The sequence below is a fragment of the Halomicrococcus gelatinilyticus genome, assembly GCA_024227995.1.
Classification (GTDB): Archaea; Halobacteriota; Halobacteria; order Halobacteriales; family Haladaptataceae; genus Halomicrococcus; species Halomicrococcus gelatinilyticus.
This window is the reverse complement of sequence record CP100465.1, coordinates 495,004-516,088: the sequence shown is the minus strand read 5'-3', so window position 1 is coordinate 516,088 and position 21,085 is coordinate 495,004. Positions and strand designations below refer to the sequence as shown.

23 protein-coding genes and 1 tRNA gene are annotated in these 21,085 nt (G+C 66.9%); 14 read left to right on the top strand and 10 right to left on the bottom strand.

Annotated features, from left to right (window positions below; all coding sequences use genetic code 11):
• Positions 1 to 84 precede the first annotated feature (84 nt).
• Both NKT36_RS02750 and NKT36_RS02745 read left to right on the top strand, forming a co-directional pair.
• The gene (locus tag NKT36_RS02750; protein ID WP_327052418.1) at positions 85 to 1,410 is read left to right on the top strand and encodes an FAD-dependent oxidoreductase; all 1,326 of its coding nucleotides are present in this window, start codon (positions 85 to 87) and stop codon (positions 1,408 to 1,410) included.
• Between the two features lie 114 nt (positions 1,411 to 1,524).
• Positions 1,525 to 1,812, top strand: coding sequence for a DUF7545 family protein (locus tag NKT36_RS02745; RefSeq protein ID WP_327052417.1), 288 nt, complete (start codon positions 1,525 to 1,527; stop codon positions 1,810 to 1,812).
• 145 nt (positions 1,813 to 1,957) lie between these two features.
• On the opposite strand, the gene NKT36_RS02740 is transcribed toward NKT36_RS02745, so the two are convergent.
• A complete protein-coding gene (locus NKT36_RS02740; protein WP_327052416.1) occupies positions 1,958 to 2,683 on the bottom strand; it encodes a ribosome assembly factor SBDS in 726 nt (241 codons plus the stop codon).
• A gap of 180 nt (positions 2,684 to 2,863) precedes the next feature.
• Positions 2,864 to 3,538, bottom strand: a complete 675-nt coding sequence (locus NKT36_RS02735; RefSeq protein WP_327052415.1) for an HAD family hydrolase — start codon at positions 3,536 to 3,538, stop codon at positions 2,864 to 2,866.
• Between the two features lie 222 nt (positions 3,539 to 3,760).
• Between NKT36_RS02735 and NKT36_RS02730 the strand changes: the two genes are divergently transcribed.
• Positions 3,761 to 3,970: a YgaP family membrane protein gene (locus NKT36_RS02730; RefSeq protein ID WP_327052414.1), complete on the top strand. Its 210-nt coding sequence runs from the start codon at positions 3,761 to 3,763 to the stop codon at positions 3,968 to 3,970.
• Between the two features lie 122 nt (positions 3,971 to 4,092).
• Here NKT36_RS02730 and psmA read toward each other — a convergent pair whose 3' ends face one another.
• From psmA to NKT36_RS02700, 6 genes are all read right to left on the bottom strand, one after another.
• Complete coding sequence (psmA, locus tag NKT36_RS02725) at positions 4,093 to 4,836, bottom strand: archaeal proteasome endopeptidase complex subunit alpha (protein WP_327052413.1); 744 nt, start codon at positions 4,834 to 4,836, stop codon at positions 4,093 to 4,095.
• A 4-nt stretch (positions 4,837 to 4,840) separates the two neighbouring features.
• Positions 4,841 to 5,320: an Rpp14/Pop5 family protein gene (locus NKT36_RS02720; protein WP_327052412.1), complete on the bottom strand. Its 480-nt coding sequence runs from the start codon at positions 5,318 to 5,320 to the stop codon at positions 4,841 to 4,843.
• A gap of 40 nt (positions 5,321 to 5,360) precedes the next feature.
• Complete coding sequence (locus NKT36_RS02715; RefSeq protein ID WP_327052411.1) at positions 5,361 to 5,969, bottom strand: class I SAM-dependent methyltransferase; 609 nt, start codon at positions 5,967 to 5,969, stop codon at positions 5,361 to 5,363.
• Positions 5,953 to 6,657: an RNase P subunit p30 family protein gene (locus NKT36_RS02710; RefSeq protein WP_327052410.1), complete on the bottom strand. Its 705-nt coding sequence runs from the start codon at positions 6,655 to 6,657 to the stop codon at positions 5,953 to 5,955. Before NKT36_RS02710 ends, NKT36_RS02715 begins: the two co-directional genes overlap by 17 nt.
• Before the next feature lie 175 nt (positions 6,658 to 6,832).
• On the bottom strand, positions 6,833 to 7,459 hold the full coding sequence (locus NKT36_RS02705) for an RAD55 family ATPase (protein WP_327052409.1): 627 nt from the start codon (positions 7,457 to 7,459) through the stop codon (positions 6,833 to 6,835).
• Positions 7,460 to 7,482: 23 nt separating this feature from the next.
• On the bottom strand, positions 7,483 to 8,151 hold the full coding sequence (locus NKT36_RS02700; protein WP_327052408.1) for a MinD/ParA family ATP-binding protein: 669 nt from the start codon (positions 8,149 to 8,151) through the stop codon (positions 7,483 to 7,485).
• 140 nt (positions 8,152 to 8,291) lie between these two features.
• Here NKT36_RS02700 and NKT36_RS02695 point away from each other — a divergent pair, with 140 nt between their 5' ends.
• The 8 genes from NKT36_RS02695 (at position 8,292) to NKT36_RS02660 (ending at position 16,838) form a co-directional block, all read left to right on the top strand.
• Complete coding sequence (locus tag NKT36_RS02695; RefSeq protein WP_327052407.1) at positions 8,292 to 10,997, top strand: DNA-directed DNA polymerase; 2,706 nt, start codon at positions 8,292 to 8,294, stop codon at positions 10,995 to 10,997.
• A 148-nt stretch (positions 10,998 to 11,145) separates the two neighbouring features.
• The gene (locus NKT36_RS02690; RefSeq protein ID WP_327052406.1) at positions 11,146 to 12,048 is read left to right on the top strand and encodes an ABC transporter ATP-binding protein; all 903 of its coding nucleotides are present in this window, start codon (positions 11,146 to 11,148) and stop codon (positions 12,046 to 12,048) included.
• A gap of 4 nt (positions 12,049 to 12,052) precedes the next feature.
• Positions 12,053 to 13,483, top strand: a complete 1,431-nt coding sequence (gene sufB / locus NKT36_RS02685; protein WP_327052405.1) for a Fe-S cluster assembly protein SufB — start codon at positions 12,053 to 12,055, stop codon at positions 13,481 to 13,483.
• A complete protein-coding gene (gene sufD / locus NKT36_RS02680) occupies positions 13,480 to 14,691 on the top strand; it encodes a Fe-S cluster assembly protein SufD (protein ID WP_327052404.1) in 1,212 nt (403 codons plus the stop codon). The genes sufB and sufD overlap by 4 nt, the downstream gene beginning before the upstream one ends.
• 2 nt (positions 14,692 to 14,693) lie before the next feature.
• Positions 14,694 to 15,194: a ferritin-like domain-containing protein gene (locus NKT36_RS02675; protein ID WP_327052403.1), complete on the top strand. Its 501-nt coding sequence runs from the start codon at positions 14,694 to 14,696 to the stop codon at positions 15,192 to 15,194.
• On the top strand, positions 15,191 to 15,619 hold the full coding sequence (locus tag NKT36_RS02670) for a metal-dependent transcriptional regulator (protein WP_327052402.1): 429 nt from the start codon (positions 15,191 to 15,193) through the stop codon (positions 15,617 to 15,619). Before NKT36_RS02675 ends, NKT36_RS02670 begins: the two co-directional genes overlap by 4 nt.
• Before the next feature lie 122 nt (positions 15,620 to 15,741).
• Positions 15,742 to 15,814: transfer RNA gene (locus NKT36_RS02665), tRNA-Gln, on the top strand.
• A gap of 103 nt (positions 15,815 to 15,917) precedes the next feature.
• Positions 15,918 to 16,838, top strand: a complete 921-nt coding sequence (locus tag NKT36_RS02660) for a hypothetical protein (RefSeq protein WP_327052401.1) — start codon at positions 15,918 to 15,920, stop codon at positions 16,836 to 16,838.
• Here NKT36_RS02660 and NKT36_RS02655 read toward each other — a convergent pair whose 3' ends face one another.
• The gene (locus tag NKT36_RS02655) at positions 16,839 to 17,438 is read right to left on the bottom strand and encodes a hypothetical protein (RefSeq protein ID WP_327052400.1); all 600 of its coding nucleotides are present in this window, start codon (positions 17,436 to 17,438) and stop codon (positions 16,839 to 16,841) included. It lies immediately after the preceding gene.
• Positions 17,439 to 17,597: 159 nt separating this feature from the next.
• Positions 17,598 to 18,059, bottom strand: a complete 462-nt coding sequence (locus NKT36_RS02650; protein ID WP_327052399.1) for a hypothetical protein — start codon at positions 18,057 to 18,059, stop codon at positions 17,598 to 17,600.
• A gap of 176 nt (positions 18,060 to 18,235) precedes the next feature.
• On the opposite strand from NKT36_RS02650, the gene NKT36_RS02645 reads away from it, so the two are divergent.
• The 3 genes from NKT36_RS02645 (at position 18,236) to NKT36_RS02635 (ending at position 21,078) form a co-directional block, all read left to right on the top strand.
• Positions 18,236 to 19,291: a metallophosphoesterase family protein gene (locus tag NKT36_RS02645; RefSeq protein ID WP_327052398.1), complete on the top strand. Its 1,056-nt coding sequence runs from the start codon at positions 18,236 to 18,238 to the stop codon at positions 19,289 to 19,291.
• 117 nt (positions 19,292 to 19,408) lie between these two features.
• Positions 19,409 to 20,137, top strand: a complete 729-nt coding sequence (locus NKT36_RS02640) for an alanyl-tRNA editing protein (RefSeq protein ID WP_327052397.1) — start codon at positions 19,409 to 19,411, stop codon at positions 20,135 to 20,137.
• Positions 20,138 to 20,370: 233 nt separating this feature from the next.
• Entirely contained in the window at positions 20,371 to 21,078 is a 708-nt protein-coding gene (locus NKT36_RS02635) for an HD domain-containing protein (RefSeq protein WP_327052396.1), read from the top strand.
• Positions 21,079 to 21,085 lie beyond the last annotated feature (7 nt).

The window sequence follows — 21,085 nt, the reverse complement described above, 5'->3', positions numbered from 1 at the left end:
GCAGTGGTTCGACGTGGCACAGAAATCCCTGAAACCTGCCGGGACAACGCAAGGTAAATACCTCGCCACGAATGATATTGTAGCATGAGCGAACAGCCGCGCGTCGAGATATACACCAAAGATGTGTGTCCGTACTGTGAGAAGGCGAAGGACCTCTTCGACGAGAAGGGCGTCGAGTACGAGACCCACAACGTGACGGGCGACGAGGAACTGTTCGAGGAGATGGTCGAGCGCGCGAACGGTCGCACGACCGCGCCGGAGGTGTTCGTGAACGACGAGTTCATCGGCGGCTGGGAGCACACCTGCGCGATGGACGAGACCGGCGAACTCGACCAGAAGCTCGGCCGCCTCGCGGCCGACGGCGGTACCGAGCCCGAGCACCGGCGGCTCATCGTCTCCGGCAGCGGTATCGCGGGGCTGACGGCCGCCATCTACGCCGCCCGCGCGAACAACGAGCCGCTGGTGCTCCAGGGCGACGAGCCCGGCGGCCAGCTCACGCTCACCACCGACGTCGAGAACTACCCCGGCTTCCCGGACGGCATCAGCGGACCGGACCTCATCAACAACATGCAGGAGCAGGCCGAACGGTTCGGTGCCGAGGTCCAGAACGGCATCATCGAGGACGTCGACGACTCCTCGCGACCGTTCCGCGTCGAACTCTCGAACGGCGACGTCTACACCACCGACGCGCTCATCGCCGCCAGCGGCGCGAGCGCGCGCACGCTCTCCATCCCCGGCGAGGACGAACTGATGGGCTACGGCGTGTCCACCTGCGCCACCTGCGACGGCGCGTTCTTCCGCGGCGAGGAGATGATCGTCGTCGGCGGCGGCGACGCCGCATTCGAGGAGGCCAACTTCCTGACGAAGTTCGCGGAGAAGGTGTACATCGTCCACCGCCGCGAGGAGTTCCGCGCGGAGGACTACTGGCAGGACCGCATCCAGCAGAAGGTCGAGGAGGACGAGGTCGAGATCATGAAGAACACAGAGGTCGTCGAGATCAACGGCACGCCCGAGGACGGCGTCGACGACGTCACCATGGTCCGCAATCCCGAGGGCCACCCCTCCGAGAAGCGCGACGACCCCGAGACCGAGGAGTTCGACTTCGACGTGGGCGCGGTGTTCATCGCCATCGGCCACACGCCGAACACGGGCTACCTCCAGGACACGGGCGTCGACCTCGACGAGGACGGCTACGTCGTCACCCACGGCGGCAAGGGCGGCGGCCAGACGGAGACCGACGTCCCCGGCATCTTCGGCGCCGGCGACGTCGTCGACTACCACTACCAGCAGGCCGTCACCGCCGCCGGCATGGGTGCCAAGGCGGCGATCGACGCCGACGACTACCTCGAATCGGCCGAACAGGGCGAGACAGCCGCCGCCCAGGAAGGCGCGGCCGCCTCCGACGACTGACGGCGGACTCCCGCTCGCGGGCTTCGCTTTTTGCGGTTCGGTCTTCACTCCTCGACGACGACCCGCTCGTTCGGTTCCCACAGACCCTTAAGTACGGCCGCCGAAGTCGACGCCATGACAGACGATACTGTCACGTACACCATCGAAGGCCCCGACGGCGACAGCGACGACCTCGAACTCCCGTCCGGCCTCGTCGAGTTGCTCCAGGAGGAGGACGACACCAGGCCGACGGTCGTCGGCGACATGGCGCTCATCTCCCTCGTCCAGCAGGTCCACGGCGCGGTCCACCACGCGCAGGGCGAGGTCGACCCCGAACTGGAGAGCATCGAGGAGCGGGCCCGCGAGCAGTTCGAGGAGCGACTGGGCATCAGCTTCGAGCAGGCGACCGGCCACTCGCACTGATTGCCACTCACGTTTTCGCCTCCCGTAACCGAACGCCGAGACCGTGGACCAGGGTCTCGACGTCGCGCCCGTCGAGAAGCCGGGAAGAATCGACCACGACGGCGATTACCAGCCCGCGGACCGCTTCCGCAGGATGGTCCGCCGACTACCGCGTCTTCAGGTCGTCCTCGTCCTTGATGATGCGCGTCTCGGCCTCGCCGCTGGAGAGTTCGTTCACCGTGTCGTAGAACTCGTTCTGCATCCCCGCGGGGAACGTCAGCACGCCGACCCAGGAGCCGTCGTTCTGCCACTCCTCGCGTTCGAGGTCGCCGAACTGGCGGATCTTCGACTGCGCGCTACCGGCGTAGTCCGGCGGTACCTGCACCGCGATGGTGACCTCCTCGAAGCGGATGGGGATGACGGGCCGCAGGGCTTCGAGGGCCTCGTCGACCTGCTGGCTGACGGGTTCCATGGGGTCGACGCTGAAGTCGGCCTCCTCCAGCGCGCTCTCGATGCGTTCCGGCGGGTGTGGCGCGTTGTCCATCTGCGGATTGACCGCGTTGCGCGTGATGCGGTCGACGAGCTTCCGGTGTTTCTGCTCCTGCATCTCCTTGCGCTGCTCGGCCGTGATCTGGATCTCTCCCTCCCGGATGACCTCGGGGATGATCTCCAGCGGTTCGGTCGTCTCGAACACCTCTTCGAGTGCGGTCTCGGCCGGTCGGTCACCGCGGCTGGCGTTCTCGAACACGTCCTCCGCGGCGATGACGTCCTCCAGTTCGCCGTCGAACTCGCCGCGCTTGATGGCGAGCGCCGCGTCCGGGTCGACGAGCACCTCGAATCGCTCGCCGTGAGATTCGAGGCGGGCGGTGACCGCGTCCTCAAGTGAAATCATACCGGGGGATAGTTCCGCACGCCTAAAAGGTGTTTCCCGAACTGGTCGAAGGAACCTGACACGTTCAGAACCGGCGTTCTCGGGTCATCGAACTCCTCGTACCGACGATCTCTGTATCGAATCGGTGCGTGGCCGCACCGACAGCCAGGCCGTTCGACGGGTTCGCTCGTCGGTAGCTCCCTATCCGTCCGCGACCAGATCCGCGAGTTGGGTCAGGCGGTCGATCTCGTGCGTCGGCTCTTCGGACAGTTCGTAGTCGTTGCGGTGGTCGCGCCAGACGAACGCCGAGTCGAGGCCCGCCCGGTGGGCCGCGACGACGTCGCTCGCGCTGTCGCCGACGTAGAGCGCGGACCGGGTGCCGAGGTCCTCGAGCGCCCGCTCGATGTAGTGGGTGTCCGGCTTCGTCCGCCGGTAGCCCTCGATGGTCGGGCTTCGGCCGTACGCCGTCTCGAAGTGGTCGTCGAGGCCGAAGTGGTCGACCATGAACTCGACGGTCGCGTGCTGGTTGTTGGAGACCAGGCCGAGGTCGTGCGTCTCCGCGAGCGTCGCGACGACCGCGCAGTCGTCGTAGAGGTCGCGCTCGCGGCGCTCCATCATCCGCCGCTGGAGGTTCGCGGATTCGCGCTCGCGCTTCGGCCAGAACGACTCGAAGTCGACGCCGTGGCGCTCGCACACCTGTCGCATCGAGTCGAGCGACTTGCTCGCCCCGCCGAAGAACGCCTCGACGTCGGACGCGGGCGGGGTGACGTCGAACGACTGGAACGCCGTCACGACCGCGTCGCGGTACACGTCCGGGTGGTCGGCGTGCGGCCGCAGCAACACGCCGTCGACGTCGAACACCACCGATTCGTACATGCTAGAGACGTGGTCGTCCAGGGCTATCAATACAGTCGTTCCCGGTCGGTCGCGGTGAGTCGTTCGACACCGCCGCTCTGGTGTCGACGGTCGCTTACATCACGCGGAACCTCTCGGAACGACGACACTGTGAAGTCGGACGGACGATCGCGGACTGGGCCTTCCTGCGGCCCAAACGACGACGGGCGAAGATTCTTGTGCGGTCGCGACGAAGTCCGTCGTATGGAACAGAACGTCGGCCAGACTGACAAGCTCGCTCGCATCGCTGTCGGCGCCCTGCTGGGCATCGCCTCGCTCGCCATCCTCGGCGACTACGTGTCGGCCAACGAGATACTCTCGCCCATCCTCGGCATCGCCTCCCTCGTGCTGCTGGCGACGGGCGCGACCGGCACGTGCGGCCTCTACTCGGCGCTCGGCATCAGGACCAACTGACGGCGTCGGAATCGCCGGTCGGCCTGTCGTAGCTGCGTCGAAACTGAGACGGACAGCGGATCGCGACGGTACCGCCGCTGCTCGCCGTGGTCGTCGAAACCGCAGGCGAAAAGAGGGACGCCCTATTCTTCCTCGTCCGGGAGCAGGTCGAGCTCCTCTACGTACGAGGCGAGCTCGTCGGTCTCGAGACGCTCGTAGCGCTCGGTCTCGACGTCGATGGTCGACATCGAGACGCCCTCGGGGTCGAGGCCGTCCTCCTTCGTCTGGGCCAGCGCTTCGAGCGAGAGCGTGATGCCGGCTTCGAGGTCCAGGTCCTCGGTGTAGTTCTCTTCGAGGTAGTCCTGGATGTCGCTGCGGTCGGCGCCGATGGCGTTGGCCTTCCACTCGTTGGGGGTGCCGCTCGGGTCCGTCTCGTAGAGACGGGGTTCGCCGTCGTCGATACCGCCGATGAGCAGCGCCGCGCCGAACGGCCGTGCGCCGCCGACCTGCGTGTACTGTTGCATGTGGTCGGTGACCTGCTTGGTCAGCGTCTCGACGCCAACCGGCTCGCCGTAGCGCAGGCGGTTGACCTGGGCCTGCTGGCGCGCGAAGTCGATCAGCTGGCGGGCGTCGGCCACGTGGCCGGCGCTCGCGATGCCGATGTGGTCGTCGACCTTGTGGAGCTTTTCGATGCTCTCGCGCTCCATCAGCTCCGACCGGATGTACTTGTCCACCGTGAGGACCACGCCGTCGCTGGTCCGAACGCCGATGCACGGCGTGCCTCGCTTTACCGCCTCGCGGGCGTATTCGACCTGATAGAGTCGCCCGTCAGGCGAAAAGATCGTGATCCCGCGGTCGTACGCTTGCTGTTGGGCTTGTCCCTGCATAGTATCACTCGAAATCGAGTTCCGTCGCGCCCGCGAACGCCCCATCGTGCCGCACGTCGATGAGACCGTCGCGCTCGACTGCGACACGTTCGGCGTCCGCAAACACGACGCTTCTCTCCCCCGAAAGTTCCCTGCGGCGACCTAAATACTTTTCTTCACAACCCCGTATCGTACCGCTTATGCCCCGGACGTGCAGGCCCACGGGGTCACCGGCCACCTCGTCGACGCAGGCCAGCGCGGCGCGAGCCGCCTCGACGTGCCCGTGACGGGCGCGAACGACGGCCTCGCCCTCGCCGTCGGCGAAGGTGAAATCGAGGACGGAGAGGTCGGCGTCGGCGCTCCCGGCGTCGCCGAGCAGGTTCTGTGCCGCGAACCAGATGCTGCGCTGGAACGCGCGGCGGTTCAGGTCGGCGTCGGGCCAGGCTTCGAGGCCGACCGCGAGGTAGCGCCAGCGCGGCCGCAGGTGCTTCGGGAGGTGTCTCATCCTCGGGAGTCGTTCGTCGGGTACTGGCTTGAATGATGCGCTATCGAACTTGCTCGGCGACCAGCACGCCGACCTGGTCGTGGACGCGCTCGACGGCCGTCAGCGCAAACCCCGCGTCTGTGAGGGCGTCGGCGAGGTGGCCCACGGTGGAGGGGTCGTCGACCTCCGGGCTGTAGAACGGCTCGTCGGGGTCGGGCGTCCCGAAGAACATCACGTCGCCGAGGACGAACCGCCGCGGATCGAGGTCGGCGATGGCCTCGATGGCCTCGCGCTTCTCCTGGTCGCTGAGGTGGTGCATCGCGAAGTTCGAGACGACGACGTCCGCCTCGTCGACGTTCGGTTCGCGGAAGCGACCCTCGCCGAACTCGACGTTGCCGATGCCCTGCGCCGCTGCCTTCTCGCGAGCCTGCTCCATCATCCCCTCGCTGATGTCGCGACCGACGACCCGTCCGGCGTCGTCGGCGAGCGACAGCGCGATGGCGCCGGTCCCGGTACCGAGGTCGGCGACCACGTCGTCGCTCTCCGGGTCGGCGTGCTCGACGACGAGGCTCACGCAGGCGCGATACTCGTCCGTGTCGTTCTGGCTGTCGTCGTACTCGCCGGCGACTTCGTCGAACCGTGCGGCGTGCTCCTCAATCGTCCTCTTCATACCGGCCCCGTTTCACGCCCGGGCCAATGAACGCGTCGGACTGCCGTTCCCGGTTGCGTTCGGCGAGCCGTCCCCACTCCCGGAGCCCCGTCTCGACCTGGTCTCGCGAGAAGCCGACCGTCTCCCCGACGGCGAGCAGTTCGCGCGGCGCGCGCAACTGGAGGTGGGAGTTCGGTCGGGCGCTGACGACGTACGGGGCGTCGTACTTCTCGACGAGCTCGCGGAGCTTGCGGAGGTCCTGGAGCGCCTGCACGCGCGGCCCGCCGTCCTTCCGCAGCACCCGCGAGAGGTCGAACTCGACGCGGACGCCGTTGTCCGCCGCTGCCTTCGCGAGGACGTGGTTGAAGTCGCCCTGCCCGCGCATCGGGTGGGCGAGCACGTCCACGCGGTCGGACTCGACGGCGAACCGGTTCAGGTCGTTCGCCCCGCCGTGCAGCAGCAGGACGGTCGTCTTCGGGCGGAAGTTGCCGACGTGGCCGCTGGCGCGCGAGCGGTCGTCGGCCCGGATCTCGACGCCCGCGACGACGTCGATGCCGGACTCGTCAGCGATTCGGTCTGCGTCGTAGTCGGCGCGCGCGTCGCTGTGGTTCCTGACGACGACGCCGTCGAAGCCGTACTCGGCCGCCGTGGCCGCCTGTCGGGCGACGGTGCTGTCCCCGTCGGGGGTAGCGTGGACGGCCTCGTACATGTCTCGTCTCTCGATTCCGGTCGTTCCGACTTGGCGCTTGCGCTCTCGGACGGGCGTCGACCTTCGCGTCGGTGGCTCGCGGCGGCGACGGCGAGAACGGTGGTCGGGTCAGGCGATGTCCCGGCTGGTGTCGATGGTGACGCTCGCGGCGGCGACGGCGAGAACGGTGGTCGGGTCAGGCGATGTCCCGGCTGGTGTCGATGGTGACGCTCTCGGCGAGTTCCAGCTTGATGGTCTCGGGGAGCGCGCGCCCGCCGCGGAACTTCGGCACCGCGAGGCGGTTCTCCACCGTGTCGCCGGTGACCTCGGTGTGCAACTGGAACACGACGTCGGCGACGTGCTCGGTCAGGTCCCGCAGGTCGGGGACGCTCCGGCCGTCGAGGCAGTGCAGCACGGCCAGGCTGTCGGTCGACTGGACGTGGTGCTGGAGGTCGTGGAGGAAGTTGCGGTAGCGGGTCTCGTCCTGGCGTTCCAGCAGGTCCACCGGGTCGACGACGAACGTCGAGTCGTCCGGGAGGCGCTGGAACAGTTGGCGCGCGTGCTCCAGCGGGGCGTCGGTGGGGACGTAGCGCACCTCCGGCATCCCGGGCCGACCGGGCGCGCGCTCGAAGGCGGACCGGACCGCCGCCTCGTCGCGGTCGGTCGTCACGTACAGCGTCGGCCGGGCGGCGCTCAGTTCGTACAGCAACAGCTCCGACTGGCTGGCCGGCGGGGCCGAGAGCGCGACGGTGCTCCCGGGCGGCACCCCACCGTTCAACTTTCTGTCAAGGACGGGGATGCCAGTCGTGAGTCTGTTCGCCATACGTTTCACGAGTCGGAACGAGTTCATAAATGTTTGGACAGTAGCGTCGCAGCGACGCGGTCGTACGCCGCCGAGACGGCGTCGTCGCCGAGTACGGGCGTCGCCGTGCCGGCCGAGCGGTCGACTGCTGGGACCGTCGCCAGCACCGGACAGCCGAGCAGTCGCTCGACGCCGTCCGGCACGCGTTCGGCGCGAGTGAGCACCGCCCCGACCACCGTCGCGCCGAGCGCCCGGGCCATCGCCGCCGTCGTCGCGGCGTCCCGGAGACACGCCAGCGTCGGCGTCGAGACGAGCAACGCGCGGTCGGCGACCCGTAGCGCTGCCGCCGCGGCCTCGCCACCGCCCGCGGGGCAGTCGAGCAGCACGCGGTCCGCGGCGGCGTCGAATCGCGCGCAGGCGGTCGGGAGCGTCGCCCCCGACCCCGCCGACGGGGCGGCCGGGACGACCCGGACGCCCGGTCGGTCCGGCAGCGGGTGCGCGACCTCGCTCGCGGGGAGCGGGTCGCCGCTCTCCGGCGCGAGGTCCGCGAGGTTCGGCTCCTGGGCGACGTCGGCGAGGACGTGCAGGTCCGGCATCTCGCGGTCGGCGTCGACCGCGAGCACGGAGCGGCCGGTCGCGGCGAGGGCGGTCGCCAGCCCCAGCGTCGTCGTCGTCTTGCCACAACCCCCTTTGCCTCCGGCGACGGCGAGCATGTGGTGGCGTGGTCGCGTCCCGGTATTTGAACGCTCGGGTGGGTCAGGCGGGCACGTCCGCCCGTCACGGACGAGGCTCGCGGCCTGGGGGACCGGCGCGAACGGGAGGGTTTTTACCGGGAAGCGCCAAAATCCCCGACATGACTCAATCCGGGCTCGACGACTTCGGGGACGCGGACGAGGACCGTCCCGAAGCGGAAGCGCGAGCCATCGCCGGCCGGGGCGGACAGACGGCGGACGCCCACGTCGACGTGGACACCGACTGGCTCCCCGACCCGCAGGGGACGCTCGAACTCGCGGTGACGCAGGTCGACTACACCGTCGAGGGGAGCGGCGAGGACGAGGAGCCCATCATCCACGTCTTCGGCCGCACGCGCGACAACGAACTCGAACACGTCCGGGTCGTCGGGTTCCGGCCGTACTTCTACGCGCCCACGAACACGCTCGACGACGACAAACTCGACGACGACCGCATCACGGGCTTCGAGGAGACCGACGAGGACGGCGACCGCTACGAGAGCATCCGCGGGACGAAGCTGACCAGGATATTCGGCAAGACGCCACGGGACGTCGGGAACGTCCGCGACCGGTTCGACCACTACGAGGCCGACATCCTGTTCCCCAACCGCTTCCTCATCGACAAGGACATCAAGAGCGGCGTGCGCCTCCCCGAGCGCCGGCGCGACGAGGGGGACGTCGTCGTCCACCACGAGGAAGTCGAAGCTGCCGAGGTCGACGCCGATCTGCGGGTGAACACGTTCGACATCGAGGTCGACGACCGGTCCGGATTCCCCGAGGACGGCGAGGAGCCCATCGTCTGTCTCACCAGCCACGACTCCTACCGCGACGAGTACGTCGCGTGGCTGTACGACGCCCCCGACGCGACGACCGGTGCGCCCGAGGACCTCGTCGACTACGACCCGTACCGCGAGGACACCGAGGTCGACGTGCGCGTCTTCGACGAGGAGGAGGCGATGCTGGCGGCGTTCCTCGACTACGTCGACGACACCGACCCCGACGTCCTCACCGGGTGGAACTTCGAGGACTTCGACGCGCCGTACTTCCTCGACCGCCTCGACGAACTCGCCGGGCCGTTCCACGACCACGACCTCGACTCCTCGCGGCTCTCGCGCGTCGACGAGGTCTGGCGCAGCGACTGGGGCGGGCCAACAGTGAAAGGACGGGTCGTCTTCGACCTGCTGTACGCCTACAAGCGGATGCAGTTCTCCGAACTGGAGTCCTATCGACTCGACGCCGTCGGCGAGATGGAACTCGACGTCGGCAAGGAGCGCTACGCGGGCGACATCGGCGACCTCTGGGAGAACGACCCCGAGCGACTGCTGGAGTACAACGTTCGCGACGTCGAGCTCTGCGTCGAGATCGACCGCAAGCAGGACATCGTCTCGTTCTGGAAAGAAGTCGCGTCGTTCGTCGGCTGCAAGCTGGAGGACGCGACGACGCCCGGCGACGCGGTGGACGTCTACGTCCTCCACAAGGCCCACGGCCAGTTCGCGCTCCCGTCGAAGGGCCAGGTCGAGAGCGAGGACTACGAGGGCGGCGCGGTGTTCGACCCCATCACCGGCGTCAGGGAGAACGTCACCGTGCTCGACCTGAAGTCGCTGTACCCGATGTCGATGGCGACCATCAACCTCTCGCCGGAGACGTCGGTCGACCCAGAGGAGTACGACGGCGAGACGTACGTCGCGCCCAACGGCACCCACTTCCGGAAGGAACCGGACGGCATCGTGCGCGAGATCATCAACGAGACGCTGTCCGAGCGCGAGGAGAAGAAGACGCTCCGCAACGAGCACGAACCCGGCACGCCCGAGTACGAGACCTACGACCGCCAGCAGTCCGCGGTGAAGGTCATCATGAACAGCCTGTACGGCGTGCTGGGCTGGGAGCGGTTCCGCCTCTACGACAAGACGATGGGCGCGGCAATCACCGCGACGGGCCGCGAGGTCATCGAGTTCACCGAGACGGCGGCCAGCGAACTCGGGTACAACGTCGCCTACGGCGACACCGACTCCGTCATGCTCGAACTCGGCCCCGAGTTCTCGACGGAGGATGCCATCGAGCAGTCGTTCGAGATCGAGGACCACATCAACGCCCGGTACGACGAGTTCGCGAGCGAGGAACTGAACGCGGACGACCACCGCTTCCAGATCGAGTTCGAGAAGCTCTACCGCCGGTTCTTCCAGGCAGGCAAGAAGAAGCGCTACGCCGGCCACATCGTCTGGAAGGAGGGCAAGGACGTCGACGACATCGACATCACCGGCTTCGAGTCCAAGCGCAGCGACATCGCGCCCATCACGAAGGAGGTCCAGCGCGAGGTCATCGAGATGATCGTCACCGGGGAGGACCTCGACGACGTCGAGGAGTACGTCCACGACATCATCGAGCGGTTCCAGGCCGGCGAGGTCGACCTGGAGGACGTCGCCGTCCCCGGCGGCATCGGGAAGCGCCTCGACAACTACGACACCGACACCGCGCAGGTCCGGGGGGCGAAGTACGCCAACCTCCTGCTCGGCACCAACTTCCAGCGCGGGAGCAAGCCCAAGCGCCTCTACCTGGAGAAGGTCCACCCCGCGTTCTTCGAGCGCGTGGAGCGCGAGCAGGGGCTCGACCCCCAGGCGGACCCGCTGTACCGCGAGTTCAAGGAGGGACAGGACGTCATCTGCTTCGAGTACGCCGACCAGGTGCCCGAAGAGTTCGAGGTGAACTGGGACAAGATGCTCGACCGGACGCTGAAGGGTCCCATCGAGCGCGTGCTGGCGGCGCTCGACGTCTCCTGGGAGGAAGTGAAGAGCGGGCAGGAGCAGACCGGCCTCGGCAGTTTCATGTAGCACCCGGACGCGCGAAGCGTCCGTCCGGACCCACGGGATTTTCCCTTTCGGGAACAAAGTTTCACGTAGCGGAAACCGTTTGCAGACGCTTGCGAAACTGTTATGGGACGACCGCCCCATCATTCGAACGACTTAGGTGAACCTAACGATGGCAACACTCGAACTCAAAAACGTCCACGCAGAGGTCGTAGAGGAAGACGAGAAGATTCTCAACGGGGTCGACCTCGAGGTCTCCTCGGGGGAGATTCACGCCCTGATGGGACCGAACGGGAGCGGGAAGTCGACGACGGCGAAGGTCGTCGCCGGCCACCCAGCCTACGAGGTGACCGACGGCGAGATTCTCGTCCACCTCGACGACAAGGACCTCGAAGACGACGTCGAACCGGAGCAACGAACCTGGAACCTGCTGGAGATGGAGCCGAACGAGCGCGCGGCGCTCGGCGTCTTCCTCGGTTTCCAGTACCCGGCGGAGATCGAGGGCGTCACGATGGCGAACTTCCTCCGGACCGCGCTCAACGCGAAGCTCGAGGAGCGCGAGGAGCTCTTCGAGGGCGAGGAGGGCGACGAGGAGGAAGCGGAGGAAGCCGGTTACGACACGAGCCCGATGGAGGGACCCGCCGACGAGGGCGAGGTCGGCGTCGCCGAGTTCCAGGGGATCCTCCAGGAGAAGATGGAGCAGCTGGACATGGACGAGAAGTTCGCCCAGCGCTACCTCAACGCCGGCTTCTCCGGCGGCGAGAAGAAGCAGAACGAGGTGCTGCAGGCCGCCATCCTCGAACCGAGCGTTGCGGTGCTCGACGAGATCGACTCTGGTCTGGACATCGACCGGCTACAGGACGTCTCGAAGGGCATCAACGCCCTGCGCGACGAGCAAGGCACCGGCATCCTCCAGATCACGCACTACCAGCGCATCCTCGACTACGTCGAACCCGACCACGTCCACATCATGCTCGACGGCGAGATCGCCATGAGCGGCGGCGCGGAACTCGCCGAGAAGCTCGAGGACAAGGGGTACGACTGGGTGCGCGACGAAGTTTACCAGACAGCATAAAACCATGAGTTCAGATCAGGACCATCTCAAAGAGACAGACACCGAGGAACGGTTCGAGTTCAAGAAAGAGGAGCAGGCAGCGGTCCGGTCCGGCAAGGGCCTGACCGAGGAGGTCGTTCGCCTCATCAGCGAGGACAAGGACGAACCCGAGTGGATGCTCGACCGGCGCCTCCGCGCGCTCGAGCACTACCAGAACATGCCGCTGCCGACGGACTGGCCCGGCCAGCCCGACCTCACCGAACTCGACATCGAGGAGATCGTCCCATACATCCGCCCCGACGTCGACAAGCGCGAAGGGGCCGACAGCTGGGACGACCTCCCCGAGGACATCCAGGACACCTTCGAGAAGCTCGGCATCCCGGAGGCCGAGCGCAAGGCGCTCTCCGGCGTCGGTGCCCAGTACGAGTCCGAGGTCGTCTACCAGAACATGCAGGAGCAGTGGGAGGAGAAAGGGGTCGTCTTCATGAACATGGACGAGGCCGTCCAGGAGCACCCCGACCTCGTGAAGGAGTACTTCATGACCTCCTGCGTGCCGCCGTCGGACAACAAGTTCGCGGCGCTACACGGCGCGGTCTGGTCCGGTGGCTCGTTCGTGTACGTCCCCGAGGACGTCACGGTCGAGATGCCGGTGCAGGCGTACTTCCGCATGAACTCCGAGGGCATGGGCCAGTTCGAGCACACCCTCATCATCGCCGAACCCGGCAGCGAGGTTCACTACATCGAGGGCTGTTCCGCGCCGAAGTACGGCAGCCACAACCTCCACTCCGGCGGCGTCGAGGTGTTCGTCGGCGAGGACGCCCACGTCCAGTACTCGACGGTGCAGAACTGGTCGAAGAACACCTACAACCTCAACACGAAGCGCGCGCTCGTCGAGGCTGGCGGCCGCATGGAGTGGGTCTCCGGCAGCATGGGGTCGAAGGCGACGATGCTGTACCCCTGCTCGGTGCTGAAGGGCCGCGGCGCCAGCGCCAACCAGATCTCCATCGCCTTCGCCGGCGAGGGCCAGAACATCGACACCGGCGCGAAGGTGTACCACAACGCGCCGAAGACGAACTCGACAATCGAGTCGAAGTCCATCAGCAAGGACGGCGGCCGCACCAACTACCGCGGCCTCGTCCACATCAGCGACGGCGCGGTGGACTCCTCGACGTCGGTCGAGTGTGACGCGCTCATGTTCGACAACGAGTCCACCTCGGACACGATGCCGTACATGGAGATCAACGAGGACCGCGTCGACGTCGCTCACGAGGCGACCGTCGGCAAGATCGGCGACGAGGACGTGTTCTACCTCCAGTCGCGCGGTCTCGACGACGACGACGCGAAGCAGATGATCGTCTCCGGGTTCATCGAACCCATCACGGAGGAACTGCCTATCGAGTACGCGGTCGAACTCAACCGCCTCATCGAACTCGAAATGGAGGGAAGCCTCGGATGAGCACGCAGGTACACCGAACCATCTCGGAGGAGACCGTCCGCCAGATCTCGGACGAACTGGACGAACCGGAGTGGCTACTGGAGGCGCGTCTCGACGCGCTCGACGCGCTCGACGACCTCGACATGCCCGAGGTCATCCGGACGCCCGGCCGCGACTGGACGAACCTCGACGCACTCGACTACGAGGACTTCGTCGACCCGCTGAACGCGGCCGAGGAGAAGGACCAGGTCGGTCCCGACGAGGTCGAGGTGCTGCCCATCGCAGACGCCCTCGACGAGTACGAGGACGTCGTCCGCGAGCAGTTCGGTACCGTCCTCGACCCGCAGGAGAACTACCTCACCGCGCTCTCGACGGCGCTGTTCAGCACGGGGACGCTCGTCTACGTCCCCGAGGGCGTCGACGCCGAGGACGTCACCATCCGGACGACGATGAACAGCCAGTCGCTGTTCAACTACACGCTCGTCGTCACCGAGCAGTCCTCGTCGGTCACCATCCTCGAACGGCAGTCCTCTGGTGAGGACGTCGAGGGCGAGCGCTACTACAGCGGCCTCGTCGAGGTCGCCGCCGGCGAGAACAGCCACGTCCAGTACGGCTCGCTGCAGGAACTCGACGAGGACACGTACAACTACACGCTCAAGCGCGGGTCGACCGCCGACTACGCGACGGTCAACTGGGTCGAGGGCAACCTCGGCTCGCGGCTCACCAAGTCCAGCGTCGAGACCGACCTCGACGGCGAGGGCTCGGAGACCAAGACCGTCGGTGCGTTCTTCGGCCACGACGACCAGCACTTCGACATCGCGGCGCGCGTCTGGCACCAGGCGGCCCACACGACGGCCGACCTCGTCACCCGCGGCGTCCTCTCCGACACCGCTCGCTCGGTGTACGAGGGCGTCCAGGACGTCGGCACCGAGGCGTGGGACACCAACTCCTACCAGCGCGAGAACACGCTGATGCTCTCGGACGACAGCGAGGCCGACGCCTCGCCGAAGCTCATCATCAACAACCACGACACCGAGGCCAGCCACTCCGCGACGGTCGGCCAGATCGACAGGGAGGACCTGTTCTACATGACCTCCCGCGGCGTCGACGACGAGAGCGCGAAGAACATGCTCGTCGAAGGGTTCTTCGTTCCCGTCCTCGAGGAGGTCGAGGTCGAGGAACTCCGCGAGGACCTGGAGACGAAGATCAGCGAGCGTCTCCGAGCGTAAGGATGTCGGTCGGCCAACGCGTCTCGACCGATCACCAACTCGCTCGCCTGCTCCAGATCGGCGTGGTGCTCGAAGAGGTGGTCGAGGCGCGCGCCGCCCGCCACTACGAGTCGCTCTCCTCGGAGGAGCGCGACGAACTCCACGACGACGTCCGCGACCTCCTCTCCGAGGCGCGCGAGGAGTCCGCCGAGCACCGCGAGCGCCTGGAGTCGCTCATCGACGAACTCGACGCCGACACCGTGCCGTTCGAGGACGTCGAGGCGCTGGTCGGCGAACAGTTCGCCGGGACCGGCCCGGACGACTTCGACAGCATCCTCTACGACCAGTTGCACGGCGAGGAGACGGCGTACAAGTTCTACGACGACCTCATCCGGGCCGTCGAAGCCAGTGACGCTTCGTTCGACCTCGACCGGCAGCGTCTCCTGTCCACCCTCGAATCCATCCGCGAGGAGGAGGCGGAGGGCGTCGAGGAGGTAACCGAGATAATGGAGGAGAGCGCATGAACACGGCAGACCAGTACCTGAAGGCAATCTTCCTCGTCCAGCGGATCGACGACGGACCGGCCGCTACCGGTCAGCTCGCCGACCGACTCGAGGTCAGTCCGGCCAGCGTCAACGAGATGATCGGCAAGCTCCAGGACCGCGGGCTGGTCGAGCACGAGAAGTACAAGGGCGCGACGCTCACGGACGAGGGTCGGACCCGCGCCCGCGACGCGCTCCAGACCTACTGCATCCTCGAGCGCTTCCTCGCGAACGTCCTCGACGTCGAGGAGTTCCGCGCCGAGGCTCGCCAACTCGAGGGCGTCGTCGACGAGACCGTCGCCGAGCGACTCGACACCATCATCGACCGGGAGCCGGAGTGTCCGGACTGCTTCGACGCCGACGCGGACATGTGCACGCTCCTGCGCGACTGCGGCGGCGCCGACTGACGCCGTTCACCCCGCGCTACCGCCATCCTCGTTCGCTACGGGCGTTGCGGTACGTTCAAGTTCGTCCGCGGATTAGCGACGCGGTGGCGTCCCCGACAGCGTAGGGCGGTTCGTTGCGACGCAGTCCCGTGGTGTAGTGGCCAATCATAATGGCCTTTGGAGCCATTGACGGCGGTTCGAATCCGCCCGGGACTATAGTATTCTGACATGAGCTCGTCAGTAGAAGGGCGGAAGCGCAATATTTCACTTCCTCCTTGCCTGGCGAAGGTATCTCGTCATTCTGATTCTCGTACTGTCCATGAACGCGCTCCGTGATCGGATCGAGGATTTCCGCTCCAGCGTGTCGATCGAACCGGACGACCTGGTGACCGCTATCACAGGGGTCAGTGCTTCGACGGCGGAGAAGTACGCCGCTCCGGACGAGCGACCAGAATCGTACTACGGCCGCGACACGTCCGTCGAAACGGTCGCGGAACTGGTCTGTTCGGACGCGACCCTCGACGCCGTCCCGAGCGGATATCGCTGGTCTGCAATCAGGGATCTGCTCGCGGTGTCGCTCACGGTGGACGACGCCGAGGAGACCGTCGAGCGGCATCGAGACGCCGACGGTGGACTCGCGCGACTGTTCGGCGAAGCCATAGACGAGTTCGACCCGTCCGGCCTAACAATCGACGATCTACGGATCGTGCGGTTCTACACCGCCTTCGGAACGTCGGTCTCCATGGGGAGAGCGGGCGTGTTCGTACCGCTGTACCACGCTCCGGCGACCGACTGGGTGGAGGCGTATCACTCCACCTACCAGCAGTGCTGGCGGGGAGGTGCCCACGAGCACGGGTTCGACGCTGGAGCCATGCAGGAGGCGACAGTCGTCAGCGACGTCATGGAGATGCACAAGCGGGACGAGGTGGTCCTGACTCCGGGAACGGACCCGTCGACGCTGCAGACGACCGATGCGGTCAGGTCGGCCACCGCGACCGCGGTCCCGGTGAAGGGGTTCGTCGCGGCGTCGCTCCTGCTGGGGGTGAACTTCGCGGACTTCGAAGCACCGGGGACGGTCCGCATCCGGGGGTACGAAGAACCCGAACCGGAATCAGAGAAACCCTACTGCGTGTTCGTACCACCAGAAGGGGAAGTACGACATGGGTTGGTCGACAACACCGGCGGCGGCCAGCTCAGTGCCTCCAGCGTCTCGGAGGCAGTGCGAAACTACCTCATCTGACTACCCGGACCGGTACTCGATAGTGCCCTCCCAGGTGTCGAAGAGGTCGGCGTACTGCTTGTCCTCCTCCAGCAGGAACACCTTCACGGTCAGTGTGCCTTCGTCGAACTCGTCCAGCGCGTCGGGGAGTACTTCGAGCGTGTACGTGCCGTTGGCCTGCTGCTCCCACTCGGCGTTGTAGCGCGTGACCCACGTGTCCTCGATCTTCACCATGAAGTACGGTTCGCCCTCGCTGTTGGGGTCGGCGTTGGGGAATCGCGTGTCGGCGGTAACCTCGACGTCGAAGTCACTGTATCCGCCGCCGTTGACCGCCGTCTTGTCGACGAAACGGACGTTACTGATGCGGTCGGAGGGCTTCTCCTGCATCGGCGTCCGCGGCGGCGACGGCCGGACCCATATCTCGGTCGTCTGTGCGGCGGTGGTCGTCGAACCGGACGTCGAACCGGTGGTCGCGGTACCTGTCGACGCCGAGACATCGGCCGATGTCGGTGCGGTGGTGGTCGCGTCTGTCGTCGGGTCGTCCGAGCCGACGAACCCGCTGCAGCCAGCCAGCAGCACGGCGACGACGAGCAGTACGGTAATGACTCGTTGGCGGCTCACAACAGTAGGTTGACCGTGAGCAACGTAACCCTTAGGATTGGTCAACCTCCGGATAACGGTCTTCTAACACGTCCTACTGGCGGAATGGTCGTGGCCAGAACGCGCGTTCGGAGTCGGAGAACGTGTCGAACGTGGAGGTGGAGGAAGTCGTGAGGCAGGTCAGAGACGGTCGCGACCGCTGCGGTCGACGGCGGGAACCAGCGCCACGATCCGCTCGACGGTCCCGTGGGCGAGACGGCTGCAACGACGGAGGACGGTCCCGCCGTCGAGACGGGGTTCGGCCCCTGCCCGCGAGCGTCCCGAACTCCGCCGACGGAGCGTTCCGCTGGTCAGCGACGGCATCGACGCGTCTCCGATGGACGGAAGCGTCCAGTTCCGCCCCGGACCTGCGTGCGATGGACGTCGCGTTCCGACTTCACGAACCCGCGATACCACGGCGGCGCTCGCGGCGACGACGACGAGGTAGTAGCCCAGCGTCGTGGCCAGCGTCTCCGAGAAGAACGCGAGATAGATCCCGTTCACGAAGAAGAACAGTCCTGCGAGCTGTAGCCCCCGGTTCAGATGCTCTGGGGCGGAGTCGGCGACGGGTCCGTCGAGCCCACCCGAGTTTCTGGTACTCATCGACGTCGTCGTCTTCGCTTCCCCCCGTATTGAAATTCAGTCAGACACGTCTATCTCCCTGGACCAGTCGTCTGCAGGAACAGTTCCGCGAAACGACCCGAGATATTTAGATTATGGTGGTAACTATATATTCTACGGGGCAGGTTTATGCTGTCTACCCTCGTTCGTCCGAACGGATGACCGAACACCTGACGAAACGCGAGCGCGCGACCGTTACCGAACCGGAGCGTGGCAGCGAGAACGACGGACGAGCGGCCGGCCACGCCGACGCGGGGCCGGTGCTTGCCCGGTTCGACCGGCCGCGGACCGCGACGGCGACGACCGTCGCCGTGGTCTCCGACCCGCACGTCTCGACCGAGCGCGAGGGGACGTGGAAGGTGTTCCACCGAACGCGAGAGCGCCTCCGGACAGTGCTCGCTGACGCGATGGCCCGCGACGTCGACGCGGTCGTGCTGGCGGGCGACCTGACCGAGGACGGGGCGCGGATCGACTTCGAAGCAGTCGACGCCACGCTCGCGGACGCCGAGGTTCCGACGTTCGCCGTCCCCGGGAACCACGACGTGCGGAAGGCCTTCGACGCCCACGACGGCCGTCCGCTGTCGGCGTTCACCGCGAACTACGCCTCGGCGGGTGCGACGGGCGCTGCTGGCGGTTCGTCCCCCTCCGGGCTCCCGTTCCACGCACGCGTCGGCGGCGTGGACGTCATCGGTCTCAACAGCGCGTCGACGCCCGACGGCGCGCTCGACGACACGCACGACGGGGCGGTTTCGGACGACCAGCTTTCCTGGCTCGACGAGACGCTCCCGGGGGCCGACGCGCCGGTCGTCGTGATGCACCACAATCTCCCCGGCCTCGCCTGCGGCGACCTCCGGTCCTGGCGGTCGTCGTATCCGCTCCGGAACGCCGACGCGCTGGTCGAGACGCTGACGGGGCACGGAGCGCCGCTGGTCGTCTCGGGACACCTCCACCTGCCCGCGGTGTCGTGCGCCGGCGACGTCCGACAGGTGGTCGCGCCGGCGCTGTCGTCGTTCCCGCAGGCCGCCCTCCTGCTGGAGGTCGGCCCGGACGGGACCACGGTGCGGTACGTTCCGGTCGGCGGACAGGCCGCCGTCGAGGAGGCCTACATGCACGCCCAGGCGGACTCCGAGCGCAGCGGCATGGTTGCTGACCTCGTACACGCTCGGCTTTCGACCCTGCCGCTCGTCGACGAGCGCGCTTCCCGGCGGCGCTGACAGGACCGTCCGACGAACGGTACGCGACCCTTCAGCAGTGGACTGTCCGGCTTCCCACCAGCCGATGGACTTACCGCCAGCCGATGGATTAAGACGCTCGCGCACCTCCCACCGACCGTGACCGAACAACGCTATCTCCCCGACGCGGACGACGTGACGGCGTTCGAGGCGACGGTCGAGGAGGCGACGGAGGCGTTCGTCGTGCTCGACGGCACGTACTTCTATCCGGAGGGCGGCGGTCAACCCGCGGACCACGGCGTCCTGGAGTGGGACGGCGGACGCGCGGACGTGGTCGAGGTCCGGACGAACCACGGCGACGTCCGGCACTACGTCGAGAACCGCGAGGGCGACCTGCCCGACCCGGGCGACGCCGTCGAGGGCCACGTCGACGAGGAGCGACGCCGGGACCACCGGCGGATGCACACGGCCCAGCACGTCGTCTCGCGGGTCGTACTGGACGACTACGGCGCGGAGACGGCGGGCAACCAGATCCACGCCGACCGCTCCCGGATCGACTTCGAACCGGCCGACTTCTCCGGGGAGGACGTCCGCGCCGTCGAACGGAAGGCGAACGAGGCCATCGAGAGCGATCTCGTGGTTACCAAGGCAGAACGACCGCGGGACGAGGTCGAGGAGCGCGTCGACGAGGGACGGTCGCTGCTCGACCTCATCCCCGACCACGTCGACCCGCTCCGGGTGGTCGAGATCGACGGGTTCGACTACTGTCCCTGCGGCGGCACGCACGTGGACAGCCTCGGCGATGTCGGGCGCGTCCGCATCACCAACCGCGAGTCGAAAGGCGAGGACACGGAGCGCATCGAGTTCGTGCTGGAACCAGCGGAGTGACGCCGACGCCCGTACTGCCGAAGGAGGTCGGACGAGGGTCGAAGTGAACGACCGTTCGTGGTGGGCGGTAACGCGTATCGAACTATCGGAGTCTCGTCGCGTCCTGCGATACGACCCGGCGGGAACGCCCAGATTCGAGCGTTCGCGGGGAAAACACTCGTCGTAACGCTAAAGAGCGAATCGACCATTTGTTTCAACAATGAGTACGTACGCCAGGCAACGGAGGTGGTTCTGTGGGCGTCGAGATTAAGGGCTCGCCCGTTTCTGACCCCGAGTTCGAGGAGATGAAGGAGTTCGTCCACGAGTATCTCACCGCCAGCGTTCAGAACGAGGACGGCGGCGGTCGAATGCGGTGGTACCCGTGGCACTCCGCGGACTACCGGTACAATCACATCCTCAACGTCGTCGACCTCGCCGAGACGATCGCCAGCCGCGAGGGCGCCGACGTGGACGTCGCGCGCGTGGCCGCGCTGTTCCACGACATCGCCAAGCTCGACGCGGACCAGGAGGTCCACGCCGAGGAAGGGGCACGGGTGGCTCGCGAGTACCTCGAATCGCACGGTGACTTCCCCGAGTCGTTCATCGACGAGGTCTGCAAGTCCATCGAGGACCACTCCTACCAGGGCGACATCTCCAGCCTCTCGAAGGAGACCCGGTGTCTCATCGAGGCGGACATGCTCGACAAGGTGGGAGCGAACGGCACCGCGCTGATGCTCCTCCGGATGGGCTACGAGGCGCGCACGCACATGGCGGCCGCCGAGATGGTCGACCGGGTGCTCCAGCGCGGCAAGGACGCGGCGGCACGGGTCGAGAGCGACACCGCGAACGACATCGCCCACCGCCGACTGAAGCGCGTGAAGTGGTTCAGCGAGTGGCTCCTCGACGAGGTCCCGGAGATGGACACCGAGAAGACGGAGTCACCACGCCGGCAGGGACCGTAGCGGACGG